The organism is Nocardioides sp. LML1-1-1.1 (assembly GCF_040676175.1).
GTDB lineage: Bacteria > Actinomycetota > Actinomycetes > Propionibacteriales > Nocardioidaceae > Nocardioides.
This window is the reverse complement of the sequence record NZ_JBEGHK010000007.1, coordinates 66,938-89,679: the sequence shown is the minus strand read 5'-3', so window position 1 is coordinate 89,679 and position 22,742 is coordinate 66,938. Positions and strand designations below refer to the sequence as shown.

The following is a 22,742-nucleotide window of genomic DNA, read 5'->3' as shown; positions in this document are numbered from 1 at the left end:
GCTTCCCTACCGGGCGTTGGGCCGGTGATCTAGGTTACTGATCAGTCAGCGCCGGTCTCGGACGAGCATGCAGGAGCGTCATGCCCATCAATCACGACACGAACTTCCTCCAGAACCTGCCGAAGAACTGCGCCGTGCAGTTCCTCGACCGGGTGGAGCAGAGCGCCAACCGGGAGGCCTTCCGGTTCCCGCGCGGCGATGCCTGGGAGTCCGTGACGTGGCGCCAGGCCGGCGACCGGGTACGCCGCCTCGCGGCCGGTCTGCTCGCGCTCGGGCTGGAGCCCGAGCAGCGCGTCGGCATCGCCTCCTCGACCCGCTACGAGTGGATCCTGGCCGACCTCGCCGTGATGTGCGCCGGCGGCGCCACCACGACGGTCTACCCCTCGACGGGCGGTGAGGACACGGCGTACATCGTCGGCGACTCCGAGTGCCGCATCGTCTTCGCCGAGGACGCCGACCAGCTGCAGAAGCTGCGCGACCACCGCGACGAGCTGCCCGCGCTGGGCACGGTCGTCTCCTTCGACCCCGCGCTGGCCGACGGCGACTGGGTGATCTCCCTCGACCAGCTCGCCGAGCGCGGCGACGCCCACCTGGCGGAGCGGCCGGACGCCGTCGACGAGGTCGCCCAGGGCATCGCGCCCGACCAGCTGGCGACCCTGATCTACACCTCCGGCACCACGGGCAAGCCCAAGGGCGTGCGCACGCTGCACAAGGCGTGGGTGTTCGAGGGCGAGGCCATCAAGGCGCAGGACATCCTGCACGAGGACGACCTGCAGTTCCTGTGGCTGCCGATGGCCCACTCCTTCGGCAAGGTGCTGCTCTCGACCCAGCTCGCGTGCGGCTTCGCCACCGCGATCGACGGCCGCGTCGACAAGATCGTCGACAACCTGGGCATCGTGAAGCCGACCTTCATGGGCGCCGCGCCGCGCATCTTCGAGAAGGCGCACGCCCGGATCGTCACCATGACCGCCGCCGAGGGTGGCGCCAAGGAGAAGATCTTCAAGAAGGCCTTCGAGGTCGGCACCAAGGTCGACGCGCTCAAGCTCGCCGGCAAGCCGGTCCCGCTGCCGCTGCGCCTGCAGCACGGGCTGTTCGACAAGCTGGTCTTCAGCAAGGTCCGCGACCGCTTCGGTGGCCGGGTGAAGTTCTTCATCTCCGGCTCGGCGGCGCTCAACGCCGACATCGCCGCGTGGTTCCACGCCGCCGGCGTGCTGATCCTCGAGGGCTACGGCATGACGGAGAACGCCGCCGGCGCCACCGTCAACCACCCCGACGCCTACAAGCTCGGCACGGTCGGCCAGCCCTTCCCGGGCACCGAGGTGCGCATCGGCGAGGGCGGCGAGGTCCAGCTCAAGGGTCCGCACGTCATGGCCGGCTACCACAACCGGGACGACGCAAGGGCCGAGGCGATCACCGCCGACGGCTGGCTGCGCACCGGCGACAAGGGGGAGCTCGACGCCGACGGCTTCCTCACCATCACCGGGCGGATCAAGGAGCTCTTCAAGACCTCCGGCGGCAAGTACATCGCCCCGCCGGCCATCGAGGCCAAGTTCAAGGCGATCTGTCCCTACGCCAGCCAGTTCATGGTGTTCGGCGCGGAGCGCAACTTCGTCTCCGCGCTGGTCACCGTCGACCCCGACGCGATCGCGGGCTGGGCCGAGGAGAACGGCAAGTCGGGCAAGACCTACACCGAGCTCGTCCACGACGAGGCGGTGCAGGCGATGATCGGCGAGTACGTCGAGCAGCTCAACGCCCAGCTCAACCGCTGGGAGACGGTCAAGAAGTGGAAGCTCCTCGACCACGACCTGAGCATCGAGTCCGGTGAGCTGACCCCCTCGCTGAAGGTCAAGCGGAACGTCGTGGAGACCAACAACAAGGATCTCATCGAGTCCTTCTACGGCTGACACAGCAGACGCACAGGACCGGCCCCGAGACTCGGGGCATGAGCCACCACGCGCACGCTGACGAGACCGAAGAGCACGACCTCGGGCTGTCCCACGACCTGCCGAAGATCATGGCGCGTCGTGGGCTGCTCGGGCTCCTGGGCGGCGTGGGCGCCGCGGCGGCGCTGACCGCGTGCGGGTCGGGCGGCACGACGTCCACCACGGCGGACTCCTCCGCCTCCACGAGCAGCGGTCCGGGCGGCAACCCCCCGCCGGCCGGTGGCGGGATGGGCGGCGACAGCAGCGTCGAGGTCGCCGAGGGCGAGATCCCCGAGGAGACCGCCGGCCCCTACCCGGGCGACGGCAGCAACGGGCCCAACGTGCTGAGCGAGTCGGGCGTCGTCCGCAGCGACATCACGTCCAGCTTCGGCGACGCGACCGGGGTCGCGGCCGGCATCCCGGCCACCGTCAAGCTCAAGGTCTACGACCTCGACGGCGACGAGGTCACCCCGTTGGCGGGTGCCGCGATCTACCTGTGGCACTGCGACCGCGAGGGCCGCTACTCGATGTACGACGAGGCGATCGCCGAGGAGAACTACCTGCGCGGCGTGCAGGAGGCCGACGCCAACGGCGAGCTGACCTTCACCACGATCTTCCCGGCCTGCTACTCGGGCCGCTGGCCGCACATGCACTTCGAGGTCTACGAGAGCCTCGCCAAGGCCACCTCCGGCGACAACAAGCTGCGCACCTCGCAGCTCGCGCTGCCCGAGGACGTCTGCAACGACGTCTACGCCACCGAGGGCTACGAGCAGAGCGTGACCAACCTCGAGCAGCTCTCGCTCGACTCCGACGGCATCTTCAGCGACGGCTACTCCCTGCAGCTGGCCAAGGTCACCGGCTCGGTCACCGACGGCTACACCGTGACGCTCAACGTGCCCGTCTGACCCCGGAGGTGACCTGAGAGGATGGCCCCGTGCCGTCCGCGTTGCCCGAGGGGGACCCCGCTCCGCCGGACGGGTCCCTCCCGGAGCCGGCGCTGGCCGAGGTGGAGCACGGCCCGTTCGGGTTCTACGTGCACGTCCCCTTCTGCACGGTCCGCTGCGGCTACTGCGACTTCAACACCTACACGGCCCAGGAGCTCGGGCCCGGCGTCTCCCAGGCGACGTACGCCGACCAGGCGGTCGCCGAGGTCCGGCTGGCCCGCCGCGTGCTGGGTGAGCGGGAGCGGCCCGTCGACACGGTGTTCCTCGGCGGCGGGACGCCGACCCTGCTGCCGGCCGCGGACCTGGGCCGGGTGCTGCGCGCGATCGACGACGAGCTCGGCCTGGCGCCGGGCGCCGAGGTGACCACGGAGGCCAACCCGGACTCCGTCGACCTCGCCTACCTGGGCGCGCTGCGCGAGGCGGGCTACACCCGGGTCTCCTTCGGGATGCAGTCCGCGGTGCCCTCCGTGCTCGCCGTGCTCGACCGCACCCACGACCCCGAGCGGGTGCCGCTCGTGGTGGAGGCGGCGCGCGCGGCCGGCTTCGAGCAGGTCAGCCTGGACCTGATCTACGGCACGCCGGGGGAGAGCGCCGAGCAGTGGGAGACCACCCTGGACGCGGCGCTGGCGTGCGCGCCGGACCACGTCTCGGCGTACTCCCTCATCGTCGAGGACGGCACCGCCCTGGCCCGCCGGGTCCGCCGCGGCGAGCTGCCGATGCCCGACGAGGACGACCTCGCCGACAAGTACGTCCAGGCCGACGAGCGGCTGCGCGCGGCGGGCCTGGGCTGGTACGAGGTCTCCAACTGGGCACGCGACGACGCCGCCCGCTGCCGCCACAACCTGGGCTACTGGACGGGTGCCGGCTGGTGGGGGATCGGCCCGGGCGCGCACTCGCACGTCGGCGGCGTGCGCTGGTGGAACGTCAAGCACCCGGCGGCGTACGCCGGCCGGCTGGCCGCGGGGCAGAGCCCGGCCCATGCCCGCGAGCTGCTCGACGCCGAGACCCGGCGCGTGGAGCGGGTGCTGCTGGAGGTCCGGTTGCGCTCCGGCCTCGACGTCCGCGTCCTCGACGACACCGCGGCGCTGCCCGGGCTGGTCGCCGACGGGCTGGTCGAGGACCGGGCCGACCGGGTGGTGCTCACCCCGCGCGGCCGGCTGCTCGCCGACGGCGTCGTCCGCACGCTGCTCGGCTGACCCCCGCGCCCCGTCCTCGGATCGGGCAAGGGTGCGAACCGGCGCGGCCCGTCGTCCGTCGTCCCGGTGACGGCGTGTGGCAGTGGTCACGCCGTCGATGCCATAGACACTTAATTGTAGTGATACAGTAGTCTTTAGCGTCGAAGGGCGGCGCTGCCTGAAGGAGGCTTCGATGGGTCCCGTGATCGGCTACGCGCCAGGTGCCTTCGACCTGTTCCACATCGGTCACCTCAACGCGCTGCGTCAGGCGCGTCAGTGGTGCGACGTGCTGGTGGCCGGCGTGGTCTCCGACGAGGTGTGCCTGGAGACGAAGGGCGTGCAGCCCACCGTCCCGCTCGCCGAGCGGCTCGAGATCGTCGAGGCCATCGGCATCGTCGACGCGGTCTACGCCGAGGAGACGTCCAGCAAGACCGACTCGTGGCGCGACGTGGGCTTCCACCGGATCTTCAAGGGCGACGACTGGGAGGGCACGAAGAAGGGCCTGCGCCTGGAGCAGGAGATGGCCCTGCTCGGCGTCGAGGTCACCTACTTCCCCTACACCCTGCAGACCTCCTCGACGGCGCTGCGCAAGGCGCTCGCGCACCGCGGGGCGTCATGACGATCGTCTCCGACGAGGGCCTGCTGCTGCCGCTGACCACGCGCCCCTTCCTCGTCGAGATCGACGGGCACTACGTCTGGTCGCTCACCCCCGAGCGCGACGGCGTGCGCCAGGGCGCCGAGGTGCTCGTGCCCTGGCCCGGCGTGCTGCGCCCCTACCTCTCCGGCCGCGGCCGGGTGCGGGTCGCCGACACCACCGGCGCCCAGGTCCTCTACGACGACGAGGCCGTCCTCGGTGACGGCGAGGGCAACCTGGCCGTCGTCGACCGCGCCGGCAACCGGCTGTGCGTCGACAAGGTCGGGCACCTGACCCGCTCCTTCGAGGCCACGGCGGAGTCGGTGCGCGAGGAGATCCTCGCCGGCACCCAGCGCGCGGTCAACGACCTGCTCGTGCACGCCGGGGTCAAGGCCTACCTCAACTACGGTGCCCTGCTCGGCGCGGTGCGCGAGGGCCGGATGCTCGCGCACGACTCCGACACCGACCTGTGCTACCTCTCCGACCACCACTCACCGGCCGACGTCATCGCCGAGTCCTACCGGATCTCGCGCGCGATGCGGGCCCGGGGCTGGAACCTGCTGCGGATGTCGGGCGGCGACATCAAGCTGCTGCTGCCGCTCTCCGACGGGCGGCTGTGCCACATCGACGTCTTCGCGGCCTTCCACGTCGGCGACACCTTCTTCCAGCTCGGCAACCGCAGCGGCGACCTGCCGCGCACCGCGATCGAGCCGTTCTCGACGATCGAGCTGCACGGCTTCTCGTTCCCGGCGCCACGCGACCCGGAGGCGATGCTCGCCTTCCTCTACGGCCCGCAGTGGCGCACCCCGGACCCGTCGTTCCGCTACGCGGACCCGGCGGCCGGCGTACGACGCCTCGACGGCTGGCTGCGCGGCTTCCGCAGCGAGATGGGCCTGTGGACCGGCTTCCTCAACGGCCCGGGCGGCCAGCAGGTCGGCACCGGCCCGTCCGCCTTCGCCCGGTGGGTCGAGCCGCAGCTCGGCGGGCTCGGGGTGGCCGACCTCGGCAGCGGCACGGGTCGCGACGCGCTGTGGTTCGCCCAGCGCGGGCACCGCACGCAGGCGCTGGACTTCTCCCGCGCGGGCGTCGGCGGGGTCCGCCGCAAGGCCACCCGCCGTCAGCTCGACCTCGACGCCAGCCAGCTGATCCTCGGCGAGCTGCGCTCCACGCTGCTGCACGGCGCCCGGCTGGCCCGGGACCCGCGGCACCTCTACGCCCGCCACCTGCTCGGCTGCCTCGACGACGCCGCCCAGGACCAGCTGTGGACCCTGGCCCGGATGGCGCTGCGCCCCGGCGGCGGCAAGCTGTTCCTGGAGTTCTCCGCGGCCTACGCCCCCGAGGCACCGGCCGGCACGCCCGGTGCGCCCGACGGCCTGGTCCGCCGGGTCGACCCCGAGCGGGTCCGGGCCGCCATCGAGGCGGCCGGCGGCGTGGTGGAGCAGCTCCTCGTCGTACCGGGTGAGGACATGCTGGACCAGTTCGACCCCGTCGTCTGCCGGATCCGGGCCTCCTGGCCCGCGCGCACCACCCACATTCCGAGGGAGAACCGATGAGCAACCACGAGATCCGGACCCGGATCCGCGCCCAGGCCCGCGAGCACCTGCCCGCGCCGGTCGTCGAGCGGATCCGCAACCGCGGCAGCCGCAGCAGCCTGCAGGAGCGGGTCCGCGCGCTGGAGGCCGAGGTGCAGGAGAACCGCCAGCTCAACCGGCGCATCGCCGAGCTCACCGACGTCGTCGCGGAGCTGCTGATCCCGCTCGAGGCGCGGGACCAGGCGAAGGTCGACGAGGTGCTGAAGCGCTACCAGCAGGGCCTCTGAGCCTCAGGGGCTCGTCACGAAGTCGATCAGCTCCTCGACCCGCCCGAGCAGGGCCGGGTCGAGGTCCTGGAAGCCGCGCACGCCGCCGAGCACGTGCTTCCACGCCCGGGCGATGTCGGCCTGGTCGCGGTGCGGCCAGCCGAGCTGCTGACAGGTGCCCTTCTTCCAGTCGATGCCCTTGGGCACCTTCGGCCAGGCCGCGAAGCCGAGCCGCTCGGGCTTGACCGCCTGCCAGATGTCGATGAACGGGTGCCCGACGATCAGCACGTCCTTGCCGACGGGCGACCTCATGATGCCCTGGGCGATCCGGCTCTCCTTGGAGCCCGCGACCAGGTGGTCGACGAGCACGCCGACCCGCCGGTTCGGGCCCGGCGCGAAGTCGCGCAGGTGGTCGGCGAGGTCGTCCACGCCGCCGAGGTACTCCACCACCACGCCCTCGATCCGCAGGTCGTCGCCCCACACCTTCTCGACCAGCTCGGCGTCGTGGCGGCCCTCGACGAAGATGCGGCTGGCCCGGGCGACCCGCGCCTTCGCGTCGTGCACGGCGATCGACCCGCTGGCGGTGCGGGTCTTCTTCTCCGGGCCCTTCCGGGTGACGGGCGGGGTGAGGACCACCGGCTTGCCCTCCAGCAGGAAGCCCGTCCCCAGCGGGAAGGTACGACGCTTGCCGCGCCGGTCCTCCAGCGTCAGCACGTGCAGGTCCCGGTCGACGGCGACGATCTCGCCGCACCAGTCGGTGGTGACCTCCTCGACCACCAGGCCGAGGTCCGCCGGCGTCTCCACGGCACGTCCCCGCTTCGGGGCCTTCCAGTCTCCTGACAGCACGTCGGTCCCGTAGCGATCCACGACGGACCAGCCTAGGACGGCTACGCGAGCGGCAGCTGGCGGCGCGCCCGGGGGAGCTGGGCGTAACCCCGCGGGACGGCGTGGTGCAGCGCGTCCTCGGGGAAGGGCCACTCCGCGGAGGCGAGCGCCTCGGCCTCGGGGACGCCGCGCCCGGCGAGCTCGCGGATCGTCTCGGCGACCGCGCGCAGGTCGTCGCACTGCTGCTCCACGAACCGGCGGTCCACCACCTTCCCGTGTCCCGGTACGACGACCGTGCCCGGTGACGTGAGACCGAGCACCAGGTCCAGGGTCTGCGGCCACTCCAGCGGCCAGGAGTCGGCACCGATCGCCGGCGGGGCGGACTCCTCGACGAGGTCGCCGACGAGCAGCACGTCCGCGTCGGGGACCCGGGCGACGAGGTCGCCCGCGGTGTGGCCCCGGCCGGGGTGGACCAGCTCGACCTGGCGGTCGCCGAGGTCGATGACCGCGGCGCTGGAGAAGGTCCGGTCGGCCGGCGGGGCATCGGGATCGGTCCGTGCGGCGGCTTCCTCGGTCGCGTGGACCGGCGGGTCGTCGTACCGCTCACGGAAGGCGGCGTTGCCGAGGACGTGGTCGAAGTGGTCGTGGGTGTTGACCACGGCGACCACCGGCCCGACGCCCAGGTCGCCGATCGCGGCGATCGCGGCACGCGCCTGCGCGGCGCTGGCCAGGGTGTCGACCACGACGAGGCCGCGCTCGCCCCCGATGACGGTCAGGTTGACGTCGTACGACGGCTCGCGGCGGACCCAGACCCGGTCCGCGACCTCGGTGAACGGCATCCGCCCACCGTAGCGAGTCCCGGCTCAGCTCAGCACAGGCCGGCGTGGAGCTCCGAGCGGAGCAGCTCGCCGAGCTCGGGCGCGCTGCGCGCCGCGTGGCCGAACCGCAGCTCGGCCTGGTGCGACCCGCTGAGGTCCACCCACTGCAGGACGACGCCGGAGGCGCTGAGGCCGGTGAGCTGGACGCCGACGACCTCACCGAGGCGGGTGCCGGTGCGGGTCGCGACGGCGCGGCGCAGCTCGTCCTGGTGGCACTGGTTGGCGTGCTCGGTCGAGCGCTGCAGGAAGCCGCGGTTGAGCTCGAGCCCGGGCGCGGTGAAGGCCGCGAGCGGGACCCGGATCCGGGCCTCGTCGGGGCCGTGGCCGGGCCGGGCGAGCAGCGCGAAGTCGAGCCGCAGGAGCACCCGCATGCGGATCTCGGTGCAGCACTCGCACTCCTCCAGGCCGGCCGCCTCGAGCCGCCCGGACAGGGTCAGCGTCGCCTCGCGGTCGGGGGTGCCGGGCCGGCCGAGCCCGCTGTGCAGGGTGAGCAGCGCGCCGCGGCCGTCGGTCGCGGCGACGGCCAGCGCGGAGTCGGCGGGGCAGGAGAAGAGCGGGCGGCCCTCGTGCTCCTGCATCTCCAGGTGGGCGTCGGCGAGGCCCTCGGTCACGTCGTCGATCCCGTCGACCACCAGCCGTACGTCGGACGGGCAGGCCAGGATGCTGCGGGCCGCGGCGGCCAGGCGCTGGACGTCGGCGCGGCCGGCGTCGATGCCGGGGTCGAGGGACATGCCGTCTCCCTTGGTCGAGTGATCGAGCGTGTTTAGGTGAGCCTAACCTACTTCGCGATCCGGGCAAAGCGGTGTCTCGCCGGTCCCGCCGATCGGGGGTGCGGTGGGTAGCATTGGCACTCCGGTCCGTGGAGTGCCAGTGACCCGCCGGGTGAAGTGCCGAGTCCAGGAGGTGGCATGCAGGAGGAGCGTCGGCTCGCCGTGCTGCGCGCCATCGTCGAGGACTACGTCGCCACCGAGGAGCCGGTCGGCTCCAAGGCGCTGGTCGAGCGGCACAGCCTCAACGTCTCGCCGGCGACCATCCGCAACGACATGGCCGCCCTGGAGGACGAGGGCTACCTCCACCAGCCGCACACGAGCGCGGGCCGGGTGCCGACCGACAAGGGCTACCGGCTCTTCGTCGACCGGCTCTCGACCGTCAAGCCGACCACGACAGCCGAGCGCCGCGCGATCGCGAGCTTCCTCGACGGCGCCGTCGACCTCGACGACGTGGTGCACCGCTCGGTGCGGCTGCTCGCCCAGCTGACCCGGCAGGTCGCGGTCGTGCAGTACCCCACGCTGTCGCGCTCCACGGTGCGCCACGTGGAGGTCGTCGCGCTCACCCCGACCCGCCTGCTGCTCGTGCTCATCCTCAGCACCGGCCGGGTCGAGCAGCGTCACGTCGAGCTCGACGCCGACCTCGCCGACGACGAGCTGGCCGCGCTCCGCTCGCGGGTCAACCTCGCGGCCACCGGCGAGCTGATCGGCGACGCGGCGAGCGCGCTCGGCGACCTCGTCCGCGTCCCCGAGGGCGAGGACGCCCCGGCGGCCACCCGGGCCGTGGTCGAGGCGCTGGTGGAGGCGATGAGCGACCACCGCTCCGACGAGCGGATCATGGTGGCCGGCACCGCCAACCTGGCCCGCTTCGGCGACAGCTTCGAGACCTCCGTGCGCCCCCTGCTCGAGGCGCTGGAGGAGCAGGTCATCCTGCTCAAGCTGCTCGGCGAGGCGACCACGGGCGGCGCGGTGACGGTCCGGATCGGTGCCGAGGGCCCCTACCAGGAGCTGTCCTCGACGAGCGTCGTGGCGACCGGCTACGGCCCCGACGACGCACTGGCGTCGCTGGGGATCGTCGGCCCCACCCGCATGGACTACCCAGGAACGATGGCGGCGGTGCGCGCGGTGGCGCGCTACGTCTCGCGCATCCTCGACGAGAGCTGAGAAGAAGAGAAGTGAGCCAAGACCTCTACGAGCTGCTCGGTGTCGCCCGCGACGCGGACGCCGACACGATCAAGAAGGCCTACCGCAAGCTGGCCCGGCAGCTCCACCCCGACGTCAATCCGGACGAGGCGAGCCAGGAGCGGTTCAAGCAGGTCACCGCGGCCTACGAGATCCTCTCCGACCCGCAGAAGCGGGCGTCGTACGACCGCGGTGGCGACCCGTTCGGCGGCGGCTTCGGTGGCGGCCAGGGCGCGGGCTTCTCCTTCACCGACATCATGGACGCCTTCTTCGGCGGCCAGGGCGGTCCCGGTGGCGGCGGCGGGCGCGGCCCCCGGCCGCGGGTACGACGCGGCCAGGACGCCCTCATCCGGCTCGAGGTCGACCTCGCCGAGGCCGCCTTCGGCGTCTCCCGCGAGCTCAAGGTCGACACCGCCGTGCGCTGCACCACCTGTGGTGGCGACGGAGCCGCCCCCGGCAGCCAGCCGGTGCCGTGCGAGACCTGCCGCGGGGCCGGCGAGGTGGCGCACGTGCAGCGTTCGTTCCTCGGCGAGATCCGCACCCTGCGCCCGTGCGCGGCCTGCCGCGGCTTCGGCTCGATCATCCCCGACCCGTGCCGCGAGTGCGCCGGTGACGGCCGGGTCCGCTCGCGCCGCTCGCTGACGGTCAAGATCCCCGCGGGCGTCGACACCGGCACCCGGGTCCAGCTCAGCGAGCAGGGCGAGGTCGGTCCCGGCGGCGGTCCCGCCGGCGACCTGTACGTCGAGATCCACGTCGCCCCGCACCCGACGTTCTCCCGCCACGGCAACGACCTGCACTGCACGGTCTCGGTGCCGATGACCGCGGGCGCGCTGGGCACCACGATCCAGATGCCGACCCTGGAGGCCGACCTCCCGGACGCCGAGGACGCCGGCCTGGAGACCGCCTTCGAGCTGCCCATCCCGGCCGGCACGCAGTCCGGCCACGAGGTGGTGCTGCGCGGCAAGGGCGTGCCCGGGCTGCGCGGCGGCCGGGGCGACCTCGTCGTCCAGGTCGCGGTGGAGACCCCGACCCGGCTCGACCCGCGCCAGGAGGAGCTGCTGCGCGAGCTGGCCGCCATCCGTGGCGAGGAGCAGCCGACCGGTGACGTGCGCCCGGCCCACAAGTCCGTATTCGGCCGGCTCCGCGACGCGTTCACCGCGCACTGAGATGACCCTCCCGCAGCACCTCGTCCCCACGCTGGCCGGAGTGGTGACGGGTGACACGGTGACGGTGGAGGGCGACGAGGCCCACCACGCCGTCGTCGTACGACGCCTGCGGGCCGGGGAGTCGCTGCTGCTCACCGACGGGCTCGGCCGGTCGGTGACCGGCGAGGTCACCGAGACGACCAAGCGGTCGTTCACCGTGGTGGCGCGGGTGGTCGAGGACCTGCCCGAGCCGCGGCCGCGGGTCACCGTCGTGCAGGCGCTGCCCAAGGGCGACCGCGGCGAGCTCGCCGTCGAGGTGCTGACCGAGGTCGGCGTCGCCCGGGTGGTGCCCTGGGCCGCTGCCCGCAGCGTGGCGGTGTGGAAGGGCGAGCGCGCCGCCAAGTCGCTGGCGAAGTGGCAGGCCACCGCCCGCGAGGCCGCCAAGCAGTCGCGCCGCGCCTGGCACCCCGAGGTCGTCCCGCTCGCGAGCACCGAGGAGGTCACCGCGCTGGTCGCGGGCGCCGACGTCGCGGTCGTGCTGCACGAGGACGCCACCGAGCCGCTCGGCGCGCTGGCGCTGCCCGACGACGGTGAGATCCTCGTCGTGGTGGGGCCCGAGGGCGGGCTCACCGACGACGAGGTGGCCCGGCTGGTGGCGGCGGGTGCGGTCGCCGTACGGCTCGGCAGCGAGGTGCTGCGCACCTCCACCGCCGGCGTGGCCGCGGTCTCCGCCCTGCTCGCCCGCACCCCGCGCTGGGGCGGCTGAGGCTCAGCGCGCGAGCAGCGCCTCGACCCGGGCGACCTCCTCGTCGAGCTCGGCCCGCTCGCGCTTCGACAGCGGGCGCAGCACCTCGCCGACCACCACGCGGCCGTCCACGACCTTCCACAGCCCTTCCAGCCAGCCGTCGGCGAAGAGCGCGTTCGACTGGGCGCCGCTGACACCCATCCAGGTGTTGCGGCGTTCGGGCTCGGTGACCCGGTCGCGGCCGGCGTGGGAGAGCCAGACGTTGTCGTAGGTGCCGAGCAGGCGGACCGGGGCGGGGGTGTCCTCCTCGGCGACCGGGGCGCCCTCGACGTCGTAGAGCGGCTTGCCGTCGGGACCCTCGTGCCGGACGAGGTCGTCCATCGCCTTGAGCACCGGCACCAACCGGGTGATGCCGGACCAGGTGGTGACGTCGGCGGCGGTGGCCGGCCCGAAGGCGCGCAGGTAGCGCCGCACCAGGTCCGGTACGTCGGGCGTGCCCAGCGGTGCGCCCAACCAGCGCTCGGCGAAGTCGTAGGCGACCGCGGTCGAGGCCTCCGGCTTCCAGCACCCGCGCGGCGGCAGCTGCACCAGCACCTGCATCACCCGGGCGACCTGGCCGAGCTGGGCGGGGGTGTAGGCCGGGAAGTGCTCGGCGAGCCCCGCGCTCAGCGTGCGCTGGGGGAGCGGGCCGTCGGCGAGGACCGTGCGCACGGCGGCCGCGAACCGCTCCTGGTCGACCTCGCGCGCCGTACCGATCGTCTGGCTCATCCGCAGCTCGCGGTCCCGCACCGGCGCCGCCCACACCGGGAGGGTCAGCGCGTCGGCCGGCAGGTGCAGGTGGACGGTGTCGCGCAGGCTGAGGATCCGGGCCATCGTGCGCTGCTCCAGCGCCGTGCTGACCACGAGCGGGTCGAAGTCGGTCAGCCGCGCCGCCAGCGACAGGTACGGCGGCATCGACTCCTGCGCCTGCAGCCCGACCAGGTGCTCGACCATCTGCGCGGGCGTGCGGTCCACGCGCGTCAGGAGGTGCTGGCGCAGCAGCAGCGTGCGGTTGAGCCGCCGTCGGGTGAACCTCACTCGACCGTGATCCGCTTGGTGTCCTCGGTGGGGCCGCCGCCCTCACCGTCGGAGGGGTCGTCGGTGGCCGCGGTCAAGGTGTAGCGGCCGGGTGCGAGACTGCTGACGTCGATCGTCGTCGTCCACGGGTAGAGCTTGTCCATCCAGCCCTCGGCGGTGGCGAAGCCCTGCTGCACGACCTTGCCGGTGCTGTCGGCGATCGTCCACGGGACGGTCGCCTCGAACGAGCTGGCCCGGCCGGTCGCGGTGATCTCGTCGCCGACCACGCTGCCCTCGGCGGGCTCGGTGACGTTGACCAGCGCGAGCGTGTCCAGCTCGGGGCCGGCCGTGAGGCCGTCCGAGGCGTCGACGCCGAGCAGCGTCGGGGCGGGCTTCCCGTCGAGGGTGACCCGCACCGGCAGCCGCTTCGCGGCGACGCCCTGCAGGGTGTGGACGAGCTGCTGCACGGCCAGCCGGGCCCGCTCGGCGTCGAGCGAGCCGCGGGTCAGCCAGGTGCGGTCCGGCAGCTCGACCACGATCGCCTCGCTGGTCCGGACCACGGAGGCGAAGCGCCCCGTCGGCCACAGCGTGCGGTAGTCCGGGTCGACCGGGTCGCCGCTGGTGACCGCCGCCGCGGCCGCCACGAGGGGGTCCACGCCGGAGGCCTGGGTGAACTCGCGGAACAGCCGGTCGCCCTGGGGCGTGTCGCCGACGTAGTAGACCGGGATCACCGCGGGCCTGCCGGGCGTGGTCGGCGTCGCCGGCCCGGAGGCGCTCGCCGAGGTGGACGGGCTCGCGCTCGGGCTGCTGTCGCCGGCCGCGGGCTCGTCGTCGTCGCCGCAGCCGGCGAGCAGCCCGGCGCCGAGCGCGGCGAGCGCCACCACGCGGGCGGTACGACGAAGGGGGGTCTGCATGGGGGGATCCTCTCGGAACGGGCGAGCCGGTCAGCGGACCGTGACGGTCCGCGTGTCGTCGGAGGCGGGCCGCCCGAGCGGGAAGACCGCGACGACGTAGCGGCCCGGCGTCTCACCGGAGACGTCGAGGTCGAGCGACCAGGCGAGGTCGGCGACGGAGGTGGTGCCGTCCTGGACGACCCGGCCGGAGGGGTCGCGCAGCTGCCAGGCGATCCGCCGCGGCGGCTGGTGTGGAGCCACCCGGCCCCGGACCGCAAGGACGTCGCCGACGGCCAGGCCCTCGACGGGGTCGCTGATGTTGACCGGCGCCACGACCCGGTTGTCGCGCAGGTGCTCGGTGCTCGTGCCGCCGGCTCCGAGGAAGACGACCGGCGCCGTCGACTGCAGCACGCCTTGCACGGTGTGCACCGCCTGCTGCGCGGCGAGGCCGCTCGGGACCGCGTCGACGCCGAGCCGGACGGCGATGCGCTCGTTCGCCACGACCACCTCGCGGAAGGCGCCGTCGGGCCAGCCGGTGGTGTAGTCGGGATCCTCGGGGCCGGCGTCGACCTCGAGCCGGCGCAGCGCGGCGAGCGCCCGGTCGGCGTCCGGGCCGGCATCGACCACCTGGAACTCGCGGTAGAGCAGCGCGTCCTTGACGAAGTAGGTGCCGACCACGGCCTCCTTCGGGGCGCCGGCGACCGGGGGCTCGTCGTCGCCGCGCAGGCCGAGGCCGCCGACCAGCGCGATGCCACCGACGACGGCCGCGGTCGCGAGTCCGGCGGACAGCGCCACGAGCGGGCGCCGGCGCCGGGCCGGGGGAGCGGTCCGCCGCCGGATCTCGCCGAGCCGGTCTCGTGGCGTCAGGTCGTCGACGGCGTCGCCGAGCAGGCGTCGCAGGTCGTCGTCGGGGTGGGACATCACAGGCCGTCCTTCTGGTGCGGGGCGAGCAGCGGGCGCAGGGCCGCGCTGCCACGGGAGGCGTGGCTCTTCACCGCGCCCCGGCTGATGCCGAGGGTCTCGGCGATCTCCGACTCCGAGAGGTCGAGGTAGTAGCGCAGCGCGAGCACCTCGCGCTGGCGGCGGGGCAGGCGCTGCAGGGCGTCGAGCACCGCGCGCCGGCGGCTGTCGGCCAGCACCGGCTCGTCCGCCGGTGCCGCGTCGTCGACCCGGTGCTGCCGGGCCAGGTGCCGCTGGACGACGCCGCGGTGGCGCAGCGCCGAGCGGGAGCGGTTGACCACCGTCTGGCGCAGGTACGCCGGCGCCCGGCCCGGGTCGTCGAGGAGGGCCCACCGCTTGTGCAGCTCCACGAACGCGTCCTGGACGACCTCCTCGGCCTGGCCCAGGTCGCGCACCAGCAGCACGGAGAGGCGCACGAGCTGGTCCCAGTGGGCGACGTACAGGCTCTCCAGGGCGGCGTCGGCATCACTCATGGCAGCACCGCCCGCCCCGGCGGCATCGCCGAGGGAGGAGGGGTGAGCGCCGAGCACCGCATGGACCGTCACGGTAGTTCCACGCCCCGGCTACCCGAACGGTTGACACGGGCTTCGGTCGATCTGGGAAGGTGGCGCCGTGAGCGCCGACCCCGACTGCCTGTTCTGCAAGATCGTCGCCGGGGACGTCCCTGCCGACGTCGTCCACACCAGCGAGCGGACCGTCGCCTTCCGCGACATCAATCCGCAGGCGCCGCTGCACGTGCTCGTCGTGCCCCGTCACCACGAGCCGAACGCCGCGGCCACCGCCAGCGCCGACCCGCTCGACCTGGCCGAGATCGCGATCACCGCCCGCGCCGTCGCCGCCGCCGAGGGCTACGACGACTACCGGCTCGTCTTCAACACCGGCGCCGGTGCGCAGCAGACCGTGTTCCACACGCACTGCCACGTGATCGCCGGCCGCGACCTGACCTGGCCGCCCGGCTGAGCGAGTCATGGAGGAGGCACCGGCCGGTTTTGGGGACGCGCTCGCCGCCGCGATGCGCCGGCGCGGGATGGCCCTCAGCGAGCTGCGGGAGCGGCTGCGGGGCCGCGGGCACCAGGTGTCGCTGACCGCGCTGTCGTACTGGCGCTCGGGACAACGCACCCCCGACCGGCTGTCCTCGCTCGAGGCGATCGGCGAGATCGAGGCGATCCTCGGGCTCAAGGAGAACGACCTGCTGCACCGCCTGCCCGGGCCCCGCCGGCGCCGGGCGGGCGATCCGGTGCCCTTCGACGAGCTGCTGCTGGGCTACGCCACCGCGGAGCCGGCCGTCACCGAGGGCGACGTCTTCCGGGTGACGGCCCACCTCACGGCCGACATCAACGAGCGCGGTGAGCTCGTCTCCGGCCGGCTGCGCCAGCTCGTCGTCGCCGACCGCGAGGGCGTGACCGGCTACACCCTCTTCCACGGCCCGGCCGCCGAGGACGAGGAGAACCGCACCGTCGTGCTGCCGGCCGCCGGGTGCGGGGTCGAGGACGTGCAGGACCTCGAGCACGGCATCCGCTCCACCTGGCTCGTCTTCGAGCGCCCGCTGCGGATGGGCGAGGCGGCGATGACCGAGGTGGAGATCCGCAATGCCGACGGTGCCCCACCCGACCTCGACCAGGAGTACGCCTTCGCCGCGGAGCAGCGCCTGGAGGAGGCCGTGGTCTGGGTGCGCTTCCACCCGGACCGGGTGCCGGCGCGGGTGTGGCTGTTCTTCTCCGAGGCCGGGCTGCGCCACGAGTGGGAGGTCCCGCTCGACGGCGCGCGGAGCGTCCACCACCGCCAGACCGACTTCGGCCCGGGCACCCTCGGCGCGCGCTGGGAGTGGTGAGCGGGAAACGAGGTGGGCCGACCGGGCTGCCTCCCGTAGCATGGAGGGGACCGTTCGTCGTACTGAAAGGCCGCCCGCACGGGCATCCATGACCGACTCCACCCCCACCCCCATCAGCTCCACCCGGCACACCGTCGTGGTGCCCAACAGCATCGACATGGTCACGCTCTTCGGCCCGGGCGACGAGCACCTCGGCATCATCGAGAAGCAGTTCGGTGTGCAGGTCCACGTGCGCGGCAACCGGGTCACGCTCAGCGGCGACCCCCACGAGCTGGAGCTCGCCGAGAAGCTCATCGAGGAGCTCGTCGCCGTGCTGCGCACCGGCCAGGGCATCACGCCCGAGGTCGTCGAGCGCGTCGAGGCGATGCTGCGCGCGCAGACCGCGACCTCCGAGCGTCCCGCCGAGGTGCTCTCGGTCAACATCCTGAGCAACCGCGGCCGCTCGATCCGGCCCAAGACGCTCAACCAGAAGCGGTACGTCGAGACGATCGACAACCACACGATCACCTTCGGCATCGGCCCCGCGGGCACCGGCAAGACCTACCTCGCGATGGCCAAGGCCGTGCAGGCGCTCCAGGCCAAGCAGGTCAACCGGATCATCCTGACCCGCCCGGCGGTCGAGGCCGGCGAGCGGCTGGGCTACCTGCCCGGCACGCTCAGCGAGAAGATCGACCCCTACCTGCGCCCGCTCTACGACGCGCTGCACGACATGCTCGACCCCGAGTCGGTGCCCAAGCTGCTCGCCGCCGGCACCATCGAGGTGGCGCCGCTGGCCTACATGCGCGGCCGCTCGCTCAACGACTCCTTCATCATCCTCGACGAGGCGCAGAACACCACGCCCGAGCAGATGAAGATGTTCCTGACCCGGCTCGGCTTCGGCTCCAAGATCGTGGTCACCGGCGACGTCACCCAGGTGGACCTGCCCTCCGGCACCACGTCCGGCCTGCGGATCGTGGAGGACATCCTCGACGGCGTCGAGGACCTCGCGTTCGTGCGGCTGACCAGCCACGACGTCGTGCGCCACAAGCTGGTCGCGCGGATCGTCGCGGCCTACGACGACTTCGACGCCCAGAAGGAAGCCAAGCGGGAGATCCGCCAGCAGCGCCGCTTCGAGGCGCCCCGGGACAGCCAGAAGGACGACGCCGAGTGAGCATCGAGATCCTCGACGAGGCCGACGCCGGCCTCGACGTGAAGCACTTCGCCCGGCTGTCCCGCTTCGTGATGGACCAGATGCGCGTGCACCCCCTCGCGGAGCTGTGCATCAAGGCCGTCGACGAGGACACCATCGCCGAGCTCAACGCGCGGTGGATGGACAAGGAGGGCCCGACGGACGTGCTGGCCTTCCCGATGGACGAGCTGCGCCCGGGCCTGGTCAACGAGGAGCCCGAGGAGGGCGTGCTCGGCGACCTGGTGCTCTGCGTCGCGGTCGCCGAGCGCCAGGGCGAGGCCGCGGGCCACGGCACCCAGGCCGAGCTGGAGCTGCTGACCACCCACGGCATCCTGCACCTGCTGGGCTACGACCACGCGGAGCCCGAGGAGCACCAGGTGATGTTCGGCCTGCAGGACCAGCTCCTCGCGCAGTGGCGCGCGCTCCCTCGATGATCGGCGACAGTCTCTGGCCGCTCGGTGCAGCGGCCGTCCTCGTCGTGCTCGCCGGGTTGTTCGCCGCCGCGGACGCCGCCCTGGCGGGCTTCTCCCGCGCCCGCGCCCTCGAGCTGCTCGCCGAGGGGCGCGGCGGCGCCAAGCGCCTGGTGGCCGTCCTGGAGGACGCCCCGCGCCACCTCAACACCGCGCTGCTGCTGCAGCTGCTCTGCGAGATCGCGGCCATCGTCGTCGTCACGCTGTACGTCGACGACCACCTCGACGCGTCGTGGTGGGCCCGCGCCGGGCTGTCCCTGGCCGTGATGCTGGTCGTCTCCTTCGTCGTGATCGGGGTCGCCCCGCGCACCGTGGGGCGCCAGCACGCCGAGAACGTCGCGGTCTGGTCGGCCTGGCCGCTCTCCGCGCTGACCACGGTGCTCGGCCCGGTGCCGCGGCTGCTGATCCTGGTCGGCAACGCGATCACCCCCGGCCGCGGCTTCCGCGAGGGCCCCTTCCAGACCGAGACCGAGCTGCGCGAGCTGGTGGACATCGCCGAGGCCAGCGAGCTGATCGAGGCCGAGGAGCGGAAGATGATCCACTCCGTCTTCGACCTCGGCGACACCACCGTGCGCGAGGTGATGGTGCCGCGCGGCGACGTGGTCTACATCGAGGCCCACAAGAACCTGCGCCAGACCAAGTCCCTCTTCCTGCGCTCCGGCTTCTCCCGGGTGCCCGTCATCGGCGAGAACCTCGACGACGTCCGCGGCTTCGCCTACCTCAAGGACGTGGTGCGCCGCGACTTCGAGGACCCCGACATCGAGGTCACCCAGAAGGTGGAGGAGGTCATGCGCCCGGTCCACTGGGTGCCCGAGTCCAAGCCGGTCGACGACCTGCTCCGCGAGATGCAGGCGCGGCGCCAGCACGTCGCGGTCGTCGTCGACGAGTACGGCGGCACGGCCGGGCTGATCACGATCGAGGACCTGCTGGAGGAGATCGTCGGCGAGATCACCGACGAGTTCGACGAGGCCGAGGTGGAGGTCGAGCAGATCGGCGGCGCGGCCGACGGCATGGTCCGGGTCTCCTCGCGCTACCCCGTCGACGACCTCGACGAGATCTTCGGCTTCGACATCGAGGAGGAGGACGTCGACTCGGTCGGCGGCCTGCTCGCCAAGCACCTCGGCCGGGTGCCCATCCCGGGGTCGGTCGTGGAGGCCCACGGCCTGCGCTTCGAGGCCGAGCAGGCGGCCGGGCGCCGCAACAAGATCGGCACGGTGCTGATCTCGCGGGTGGTCGAGGCCCCGGTCACCGAGGGCTGATCGCCCAGGGGTCCTCGCGCCGCCACACGGTGGGGAGGTGGAGACCCACGCCCTGCTCGGCAGCCAGGTCGCCGAGCACCCGCATCGTGACGTCGAGGTCGTCGCCGGCGTACGGCAGCGCGCGCAGCGGCTGGTCCAGGGGACGGAAGAAGTCGTCCCAGTGGGTCAGCACGACCTGCCGGGCGCCGACGGCCTCGACGGTCTCGGCCCAGTAGGCGCGCAGGTAGCCCTCGTCCTGCACGCCGAGCTGGCCGACGCCGAGGTAGGCCACGTCCGCCCGGCGACCGGCAAGGGCGCCCGGCCGGAAGCCGGCGCTGCCCTGGACCAGCGCGCTGCGCCCGGAGGTGTGTGCGAGGAGGATCGACCAGGCCTCGCCGCAGCGGTAGGTCCCCGTCCGCACGGGAGGGACGACGGGCGCGTCGATCGTGCCCGGGAAGCGGTCGGGTGGGCAGTGCTCGGACTCGACCCAGGTCACGGTGAAGGCGCCGAAGATCTCCGCGACGCCGGGCGTCACCACCCGGACCCGGTCCGCGGGGAGCCCGCCGCCGTGGCCGACGTTCGCGGTCGACGTACCGCCCGCGAGGACCGCGCCGGTGCGCGCGGCCACGACCGCGGAGTCCATCGCGTGGTCGTAGTGGGAGTGCACCGGCGTGACCAGGGCGAGCCGGTCGATCCCCGCGCGGCGCATCACCGCGTCGATCCGCGCACCGTCCGGCGCGATCCGGCGCAGCAGCACCCGTGCCATCGGCGGCCGGGAGAAGAAGCCGTCGGTCAGCAGGGCCGTCTCGCCGTCGTCGACCAGCAGGCTGCTGACGCCGAGGAAGGTGACGCCGAACGGGCCGGCCGCCTCGGGCACGTCGAGACGCGCGGCGTACCGGTCGAGGCCGGGGCGGCCGAGCCGGAGCCGCATCAGGCTCCCGGCACGATCCGGATGTCGCGCTCCGCGCCGTCGCCGAGGGCGTCCAGCGCCTCCCGGTAGGCGGCCGAGTCGTGGGCCGCGACCGCCGCTTCGACGCTCTCGAACTCGATCACGACGACCCGCTGCTCGATCCCGGCCTCGTAGACCTGCTCCGGCAGGCCGCGGGCGAGGAAGCGGGCGCCATGGGCCACGAGCGCGGGTCCGGCCAGCTCGGCGTACGCCGCCATCTTCGCCTCGTCGGTGACCGCGCGGTAGTTGCTGATCCAGTAGGCAGGCATGGCTCCATCCTGCCCGAGCCTCGATGGCTTCGGGTTATATGTGCGTACGCTTGATAGAGACAGACATACTCAGAATGTCGTAGTGTGTCTTCCGTGGATGGTGGGACTTCGTGATCGAGTTCCTGACGATGCGAGGGGGCCCGGTGTCCAACGATGCGTTCAACTTCTTCGAGCTCGACAGATCGACGCGAGCGCACATGATGGACGAGCTCGAGCTCGACATCGCGAGGTACGCGCACCCCTATGAGGGCGTCTCTCTCACGCCGGCCGGCGTGATCGCCTATGTGGGGTTGCTGCGCGCGGCGATCGAGCACGGCTCGGAGATGGACCTCATCGCTTCGCTAAGCGACGGGAGCCGCGTCACCGACACGCCTGTCGATGCCGCGCGGCGGCTCGGTTCCACCGAGTTCAATCGCTACTACATGCGCGCGATCTGCCTCCGCGCGCAGGCTCACGGCACCAACACGGTGGTTGGACACCGGCTTCGCGACTCGAATGTGTCTCGAAAGACTTCGGACCGGCTGGAGGGTATGCCCCTGTCGGCCCCGAAGGTCATCGAGAACCTGCGGGCTCGCCTAGGGCAGGACTCCGAGACGGGGCTCGGTCGTCCCAACTCAGGTATGTCGATTCGATGCGGCTGCGGGCCCTGCATCGCTGTCTCCTGCGGGTGTGAGCTGTGCGAGGCATCGAGCAGTGAGTGATGGGCGAGACGCTGCTGCTGGGGAGCGGCGGTTCGGAGAGCCAGCTCAGTTCTTCTACGACCTGGATCGTGCAGATGCGCAGCGGTTGCGCCCGGGACTCGGCGGAGAGTGGCACGTCGGACGGCCCGATGCGTCCGATCAGTTCGGTATCCGGGTTCTTGCCCGCTATGGCGCTGACGGTGTCGAAGAGGTCTGGATTGTCCGGATCGCCGACGACGGACAGGAGGTTGAGACGCTCATTCATGTCGCTGGGGACCAGGCGACGCAGTTTGTTGAGGTGTTCCGCAGCTCAGCCTTCGAGCCGACAGCGGAGGGACTGCGGCCCACGCTGGAACCAGAGTTGGTGCCGGGCATCAAGGAACTAACTGTGGCCTACCATCGGGAACCGGAGGCGATGCGCGCACTGATTGAGGGAGATGCCACGGCTCACGATGTCATTGCTGTTGCGCACCGCAAGGTTGTGGTGACTCAGTTTCGACGGATGCTGGACGAGCCAGCGTTCTTCGCCAACCTTGAGTCGACCCTTGACAAGACCGAAGAGGGAGTGTGGCAGCACTTCTTTGAGAGCCATCCGTGGCTGCTGGGTCTCGGGCTGTCAGAGCATCTCCTCCTTGGTTGGGATCCAACGAAGCTCGAGCAAACAGTTGCTGGCCAGAGCATCACCAGCGCGGGCAAACGGACGGATGCCCTTCTTCGCACCGCTGGTCTGGTGCGGATGCTCGCCTTCGCGGAGATCAAGCACCACGAAACTCCGCTTCTCGCTTCCAGGACGTATCGGTCGGGCTGTTGGGCGCCCGGCATGCAGATCGTCGGCGCAGTCGCGCAGTCGCAAGGCACCGTGCAGCTTGCGTGGGAGCAAATCGGCAAAGCTCTCAGGAAGGCGGCGAGCGAGCAAGGTGGCGGCGGGCCAATCAGTGATTCTCACTTTTACCGACCTCGCGCTTTCGTCGTGGCAGGCGCACTACGGCAGTTCGTCAGCGAGACTGGTCAAGTGGATGTGGACAAGGTCCGCTCTTTCGAGCTGTACCGCCGCAATGTCACCGACCCGGTCATCTTGACCTTCGACGAGGTCCTCGCTCGCGCCGAAGTTGCCGTAGCCGCTGCGGGAGGTGACGCCGTGGAGGAGAGGTTGAGTGTGCCGACAGATGAGGTTGGGACTGGGCCCCAGTCCGATTGCTGAGCGCCCCTCGCT

Annotated in this window: 25 protein-coding genes; 16 read left to right on the top strand and 9 right to left on the bottom strand. The window is 72.4% G+C overall.

The window, feature by feature from the left end; translation table 11 throughout:
- The first annotated feature begins 80 nt into the window (after window positions 1-80).
- From MRBLML1_RS21475 to MRBLML1_RS21450, 6 genes are all read left to right on the top strand, one after another.
- Window positions 81-1,904 carry an AMP-dependent synthetase/ligase gene (locus MRBLML1_RS21475; RefSeq protein WP_364519925.1) on the top strand — a complete coding sequence of 608 codons (1,824 nt, stop codon included), beginning with the start codon at window positions 81-83 and terminating at the stop codon, window positions 1,902-1,904.
- 38 nt (window positions 1,905-1,942) lie between these two features.
- A complete protein-coding gene (locus tag MRBLML1_RS21470; RefSeq protein WP_364519923.1) occupies window positions 1,943-2,827 on the top strand; it encodes an intradiol ring-cleavage dioxygenase in 885 nt (294 codons plus the stop codon).
- Between the two features lie 29 nt (window positions 2,828-2,856).
- Window positions 2,857-4,062 (top strand): radical SAM family heme chaperone HemW, encoded by a 1,206-nt coding sequence (gene hemW / locus MRBLML1_RS21465; RefSeq protein ID WP_364519921.1) that lies wholly within the window; start codon window positions 2,857-2,859, stop codon window positions 4,060-4,062.
- Window positions 4,063-4,234: 172 nt separating this feature from the next.
- Window positions 4,235-4,660, top strand: coding sequence for an adenylyltransferase/cytidyltransferase family protein (locus tag MRBLML1_RS21460; RefSeq protein WP_364519919.1), 426 nt, complete (start codon window positions 4,235-4,237; stop codon window positions 4,658-4,660).
- Complete coding sequence (locus tag MRBLML1_RS21455; RefSeq protein WP_364519917.1) at window positions 4,657-6,228, top strand: class I SAM-dependent methyltransferase; 1,572 nt, start codon at window positions 4,657-4,659, stop codon at window positions 6,226-6,228. The genes MRBLML1_RS21460 and MRBLML1_RS21455 overlap by 4 nt, the downstream gene beginning before the upstream one ends.
- On the top strand, window positions 6,225-6,494 hold the full coding sequence (locus tag MRBLML1_RS21450) for a DUF6752 domain-containing protein (protein WP_364519915.1): 270 nt from the start codon (window positions 6,225-6,227) through the stop codon (window positions 6,492-6,494). The genes MRBLML1_RS21455 and MRBLML1_RS21450 overlap by 4 nt, the downstream gene beginning before the upstream one ends.
- A 3-nt stretch (window positions 6,495-6,497) precedes the next feature.
- Here the strand turns inward: MRBLML1_RS21450 and MRBLML1_RS21445 are convergent, their stop codons facing one another.
- From MRBLML1_RS21445 to MRBLML1_RS21435, 3 genes are read right to left on the bottom strand one after another with little or no spacing between them, the layout of a single operon-like run.
- A complete protein-coding gene (locus MRBLML1_RS21445) occupies window positions 6,498-7,340 on the bottom strand; it encodes a DUF3097 domain-containing protein (RefSeq protein ID WP_364519913.1) in 843 nt (280 codons plus the stop codon).
- A gap of 20 nt (window positions 7,341-7,360) precedes the next feature.
- Window positions 7,361-8,137 carry an MBL fold metallo-hydrolase gene (locus tag MRBLML1_RS21440; protein WP_364519911.1) on the bottom strand — a complete coding sequence of 259 codons (777 nt, stop codon included), beginning with the start codon at window positions 8,135-8,137 and terminating at the stop codon, window positions 7,361-7,363.
- A gap of 29 nt (window positions 8,138-8,166) precedes the next feature.
- Complete coding sequence (locus MRBLML1_RS21435) at window positions 8,167-8,907, bottom strand: hypothetical protein (protein ID WP_364519909.1); 741 nt, start codon at window positions 8,905-8,907, stop codon at window positions 8,167-8,169.
- Window positions 8,908-9,084: 177 nt separating this feature from the next.
- Between MRBLML1_RS21435 and hrcA the strand changes: the two genes are divergently transcribed.
- Genes hrcA through MRBLML1_RS21420 form a run of 3 tightly spaced genes read left to right on the top strand, consistent with a single transcriptional unit; the run spans window position 9,085 to window position 12,036 of the window.
- The gene (gene hrcA, locus MRBLML1_RS21430; RefSeq protein WP_364519907.1) at window positions 9,085-10,107 is read left to right on the top strand and encodes a heat-inducible transcriptional repressor HrcA; all 1,023 of its coding nucleotides are present in this window, start codon (window positions 9,085-9,087) and stop codon (window positions 10,105-10,107) included.
- Between the two features lie 11 nt (window positions 10,108-10,118).
- Window positions 10,119-11,291 carry a molecular chaperone DnaJ gene (gene dnaJ, locus MRBLML1_RS21425; protein ID WP_364519905.1) on the top strand — a complete coding sequence of 391 codons (1,173 nt, stop codon included), beginning with the start codon at window positions 10,119-10,121 and terminating at the stop codon, window positions 11,289-11,291.
- Window position 11,292: 1 nt separating this feature from the next.
- Complete coding sequence (locus MRBLML1_RS21420; protein WP_364519903.1) at window positions 11,293-12,036, top strand: 16S rRNA (uracil(1498)-N(3))-methyltransferase; 744 nt, start codon at window positions 11,293-11,295, stop codon at window positions 12,034-12,036.
- 3 nt (window positions 12,037-12,039) lie between these two features.
- Here MRBLML1_RS21420 and MRBLML1_RS21415 read toward each other — a convergent pair whose 3' ends face one another.
- From MRBLML1_RS21415 to MRBLML1_RS21400, 4 genes are read right to left on the bottom strand one after another with little or no spacing between them, the layout of a single operon-like run.
- Window positions 12,040-13,092 carry a winged helix DNA-binding domain-containing protein gene (locus tag MRBLML1_RS21415; RefSeq protein WP_364519901.1) on the bottom strand — a complete coding sequence of 351 codons (1,053 nt, stop codon included), beginning with the start codon at window positions 13,090-13,092 and terminating at the stop codon, window positions 12,040-12,042.
- Complete coding sequence (locus MRBLML1_RS21410; protein ID WP_364519899.1) at window positions 13,089-13,985, bottom strand: Gmad2 immunoglobulin-like domain-containing protein; 897 nt, start codon at window positions 13,983-13,985, stop codon at window positions 13,089-13,091. The genes MRBLML1_RS21415 and MRBLML1_RS21410 overlap by 4 nt, the downstream gene beginning before the upstream one ends.
- A 30-nt stretch (window positions 13,986-14,015) precedes the next feature.
- Entirely contained in the window at window positions 14,016-14,885 is an 870-nt protein-coding gene (locus tag MRBLML1_RS21405; protein WP_364519897.1) for a hypothetical protein, read from the bottom strand.
- Window positions 14,885-15,397, bottom strand: coding sequence for a SigE family RNA polymerase sigma factor (locus tag MRBLML1_RS21400; protein WP_364519895.1), 513 nt, complete (start codon window positions 15,395-15,397; stop codon window positions 14,885-14,887). The genes MRBLML1_RS21405 and MRBLML1_RS21400 overlap by 1 nt, the downstream gene beginning before the upstream one ends.
- A 139-nt stretch (window positions 15,398-15,536) precedes the next feature.
- Here MRBLML1_RS21400 and MRBLML1_RS21395 point away from each other — a divergent pair, with 139 nt between their 5' ends.
- The 5 genes from MRBLML1_RS21395 to MRBLML1_RS21375 all read left to right on the top strand — a co-directional run bounded on the left by MRBLML1_RS21395 (window position 15,537) and on the right by MRBLML1_RS21375 (window position 19,652).
- Window positions 15,537-15,884, top strand: a complete 348-nt coding sequence (locus MRBLML1_RS21395; protein ID WP_364519893.1) for an HIT domain-containing protein — start codon at window positions 15,537-15,539, stop codon at window positions 15,882-15,884.
- A 7-nt stretch (window positions 15,885-15,891) separates the two neighbouring features.
- Window positions 15,892-16,755 (top strand): hypothetical protein, encoded by an 864-nt coding sequence (locus MRBLML1_RS21390; RefSeq protein ID WP_364519891.1) that lies wholly within the window; start codon window positions 15,892-15,894, stop codon window positions 16,753-16,755.
- An 88-nt stretch (window positions 16,756-16,843) separates the two neighbouring features.
- Window positions 16,844-17,905 (top strand): PhoH family protein, encoded by a 1,062-nt coding sequence (locus tag MRBLML1_RS21385; protein WP_364519889.1) that lies wholly within the window; start codon window positions 16,844-16,846, stop codon window positions 17,903-17,905.
- Complete coding sequence (gene ybeY, locus MRBLML1_RS21380; protein ID WP_364519887.1) at window positions 17,902-18,357, top strand: rRNA maturation RNase YbeY; 456 nt, start codon at window positions 17,902-17,904, stop codon at window positions 18,355-18,357. Before MRBLML1_RS21385 ends, ybeY begins: the two co-directional genes overlap by 4 nt.
- Complete coding sequence (locus MRBLML1_RS21375) at window positions 18,354-19,652, top strand: hemolysin family protein (RefSeq protein ID WP_364519885.1); 1,299 nt, start codon at window positions 18,354-18,356, stop codon at window positions 19,650-19,652. The genes ybeY and MRBLML1_RS21375 overlap by 4 nt, the downstream gene beginning before the upstream one ends.
- On the opposite strand, the gene MRBLML1_RS21370 is transcribed toward MRBLML1_RS21375, so the two are convergent.
- Complete coding sequence (locus MRBLML1_RS21370; protein ID WP_364519883.1) at window positions 19,639-20,562, bottom strand: MBL fold metallo-hydrolase; 924 nt, start codon at window positions 20,560-20,562, stop codon at window positions 19,639-19,641. The genes MRBLML1_RS21375 and MRBLML1_RS21370 overlap by 14 nt on opposite strands.
- Window positions 20,562-20,849, bottom strand: a complete 288-nt coding sequence (locus tag MRBLML1_RS21365; protein ID WP_364519881.1) for a DUF1330 domain-containing protein — start codon at window positions 20,847-20,849, stop codon at window positions 20,562-20,564. Before MRBLML1_RS21365 ends, MRBLML1_RS21370 begins: the two co-directional genes overlap by 1 nt.
- Before the next feature lie 110 nt (window positions 20,850-20,959).
- Here MRBLML1_RS21365 and MRBLML1_RS21360 point away from each other — a divergent pair, with 110 nt between their 5' ends.
- Together MRBLML1_RS21360 and MRBLML1_RS21355 are read left to right on the top strand one after the other, a co-directional pair.
- Window positions 20,960-21,550, top strand: a complete 591-nt coding sequence (locus MRBLML1_RS21360; protein WP_364519879.1) for a hypothetical protein — start codon at window positions 20,960-20,962, stop codon at window positions 21,548-21,550.
- On the top strand, window positions 21,543-22,730 hold the full coding sequence (locus MRBLML1_RS21355) for a Shedu immune nuclease family protein (RefSeq protein WP_364519877.1): 1,188 nt from the start codon (window positions 21,543-21,545) through the stop codon (window positions 22,728-22,730). The genes MRBLML1_RS21360 and MRBLML1_RS21355 overlap by 8 nt, the downstream gene beginning before the upstream one ends.
- Window positions 22,731-22,742 lie beyond the last annotated feature (12 nt).

Coding starts and splice junctions, on each gene's coding strand:
- MRBLML1_RS21475 (WP_364519925.1), top strand. CDS start 81: ATGCCCATCAATCACGACACGAACTTCCTCCAGAACCTGCCGAAGAAC.
- MRBLML1_RS21470 (WP_364519923.1), top strand. CDS start 1,943: ATGAGCCACCACGCGCACGCTGACGAGACCGAAGAGCACGACCTCGGG.
- MRBLML1_RS21460 (WP_364519919.1), top strand. CDS start 4,235: ATGGGTCCCGTGATCGGCTACGCGCCAGGTGCCTTCGACCTGTTCCAC.
- MRBLML1_RS21455 (WP_364519917.1), top strand. CDS start 4,657: ATGACGATCGTCTCCGACGAGGGCCTGCTGCTGCCGCTGACCACGCGC.
- MRBLML1_RS21450 (WP_364519915.1), top strand. CDS start 6,225: ATGAGCAACCACGAGATCCGGACCCGGATCCGCGCCCAGGCCCGCGAG.
- MRBLML1_RS21440 (WP_364519911.1), bottom strand. CDS start 8,137: ATGCCGTTCACCGAGGTCGCGGACCGGGTCTGGGTCCGCCGCGAGCCG.
- MRBLML1_RS21435 (WP_364519909.1), bottom strand. CDS start 8,907: ATGTCCCTCGACCCCGGCATCGACGCCGGCCGCGCCGACGTCCAGCGC.
- hrcA (WP_364519907.1), top strand. CDS start 9,085: ATGCAGGAGGAGCGTCGGCTCGCCGTGCTGCGCGCCATCGTCGAGGAC.
- MRBLML1_RS21420 (WP_364519903.1), top strand. CDS start 11,293: ATGACCCTCCCGCAGCACCTCGTCCCCACGCTGGCCGGAGTGGTGACG.
- MRBLML1_RS21410 (WP_364519899.1), bottom strand. CDS start 13,985: ATGCAGACCCCCCTTCGTCGTACCGCCCGCGTGGTGGCGCTCGCCGCG.
- MRBLML1_RS21405 (WP_364519897.1), bottom strand. CDS start 14,885: ATGTCCCACCCCGACGACGACCTGCGACGCCTGCTCGGCGACGCCGTC.
- MRBLML1_RS21400 (WP_364519895.1), bottom strand. CDS start 15,397: ATGAGTGATGCCGACGCCGCCCTGGAGAGCCTGTACGTCGCCCACTGG.
- MRBLML1_RS21390 (WP_364519891.1), top strand. CDS start 15,892: ATGGAGGAGGCACCGGCCGGTTTTGGGGACGCGCTCGCCGCCGCGATG.
- MRBLML1_RS21385 (WP_364519889.1), top strand. CDS start 16,844: ATGACCGACTCCACCCCCACCCCCATCAGCTCCACCCGGCACACCGTC.
- MRBLML1_RS21375 (WP_364519885.1), top strand. CDS start 18,354: ATGATCGGCGACAGTCTCTGGCCGCTCGGTGCAGCGGCCGTCCTCGTC.
- MRBLML1_RS21370 (WP_364519883.1), bottom strand. CDS start 20,562: ATGCGGCTCCGGCTCGGCCGCCCCGGCCTCGACCGGTACGCCGCGCGT.
- MRBLML1_RS21365 (WP_364519881.1), bottom strand. CDS start 20,849: ATGCCTGCCTACTGGATCAGCAACTACCGCGCGGTCACCGACGAGGCG.